The following is a 1447-nucleotide window of genomic DNA, read 5'->3' as shown; positions in this document are numbered from 1 at the left end:
GGCTCTTCGATCTTGAGGGGGAAGGGCGTCGGCGTGGCCTGACACGCGAGAGCTCGTGACCCCGTAACACTGGCTGTTGATCAAGGACAGTTAGTGACGGGGGCCACGAGCTGTGAACGACAGTACTTCGATCCTGTTCGGCATGCCGGAAATCACGGTCGTCAAGGTGGAACGCGTCGCCGAGGACGAGCAGCAATCGGCGCGGGTGGTGCATATCGAACGACCCGAGGAGTGGGCGGCCTGCCCGCAGTGCGGAGTGATCTCCACATCGGTGCGGCAGCGACGCACGACCCGGCCCCGCGACCTGCCCTATGGGGAGCAGGCCCTGCACGTGCGCTGGCATAAACGGCAGTTCGCGTGTAAGGAAAGCCTGTGTCCGCGTAAAGCGTTCACCGAGTCGGTCGCTGAGATCCCGCCCAGGGCGCGGGTGACCGGCCGATTGTGCCGAGCCGCCGCCCGCCGTATCGCGGCGGGAGCTTCGGTTGCGGCGGCCTGCCGAGAGTACAAGATCGGCTGGCCGCTGGCCCACCGCCATCTCATCGCGCTAGCCGACGCGTCGCCGGCCGAGCCGGAGCCGGTCCAGGTACTGGGCATCGATGAGACCCGCCGCGGACGGGCCCGCTGGCGCAAGAACCCAGACGGCGGCTGGGAGAAGCTGGAGCGGTTCGAGACCAACTTCGTCGACCTGTCCGGCGCCGGTGGGCTGCTCGGCCAGGCCGCCGGCCGCACCGGCAAGGCGGTCATCGACTGGCTGAACGCGCGCGGCCCGGCCTGGAAGAACATCGTGCAGATCGTCGCGATCGACCCGGCCGCCTGCTACCGCACCGCCATCCACCAGGCCCTGCCACACGCGGTCATCGTGGTCGACCACTTCCACCTCATCGCCCTGGCCAACAAGGCCGTTACCGCCGTCCGCCAGCGCGTCACCCGCCAGCAGCGAGGCCGACGAGGCCGCGCGACCGACCCCGAATGGGCCAACCGCCGACGCCTGCTCCGTGCCCGCGAGAACCTGACCGAACAGGCCTTCACCCGCATGTGGAACGACCTGATCGACCACGAACCCACCGGACAGATCCTCACCGTCTGGATCGCCAAGGAAGAACTACGCTCCCTGCTCGCCTGCGCCCGCCAGCGAGCTCCGCGTTCGGTGATCTCCCACCGGCTGTTCCGCTTCTTCTCCTGGTGCGCCACCTCCGACATGCCGGAACTGATCACCCTGGCCGAGACGATCGAACAGTGGTGGCCCGAAACGCTGGCCTTCATCACCACAGGCGTCACCAACGCCCGCACCGAAGCCACCAACCGCCTCATCAAAGACGCCGCCCGCGTGGCGTTCGGCTTCCGCAACCTCACCAACCAACGCCGACGCGTACGGTTGGCCTGCACACATCAAACGATCAACCCAGCGGCATGAGGGTACGACCATCCCCCTCAAAATCGAAGAACC

Annotated in this window: 1 protein-coding gene; it reads left to right on the top strand. The window is 67.4% G+C overall.

Annotation, left to right across the window (positions count from 1 at the left end; all coding sequences use genetic code 11):
- The first annotated feature begins 142 nt into the window (after positions 1 to 142).
- Positions 143 to 1414 (top strand): ISL3 family transposase, encoded by a 1272-nt coding sequence (locus AB0B61_RS57430; protein WP_358450845.1) that lies wholly within the window; start codon positions 143 to 145, stop codon positions 1412 to 1414.
- Positions 1415 to 1447 lie beyond the last annotated feature (33 nt).

It is taken from the genome of Nonomuraea sp. NPDC049158, assembly GCF_040648335.1.
GTDB lineage: Bacteria > Actinomycetota > Actinomycetes > Streptosporangiales > Streptosporangiaceae > Nonomuraea.
Note: the sequence above shows the minus strand (reverse complement) of the source record. Positions and strands in the feature narration are given on the sequence as shown.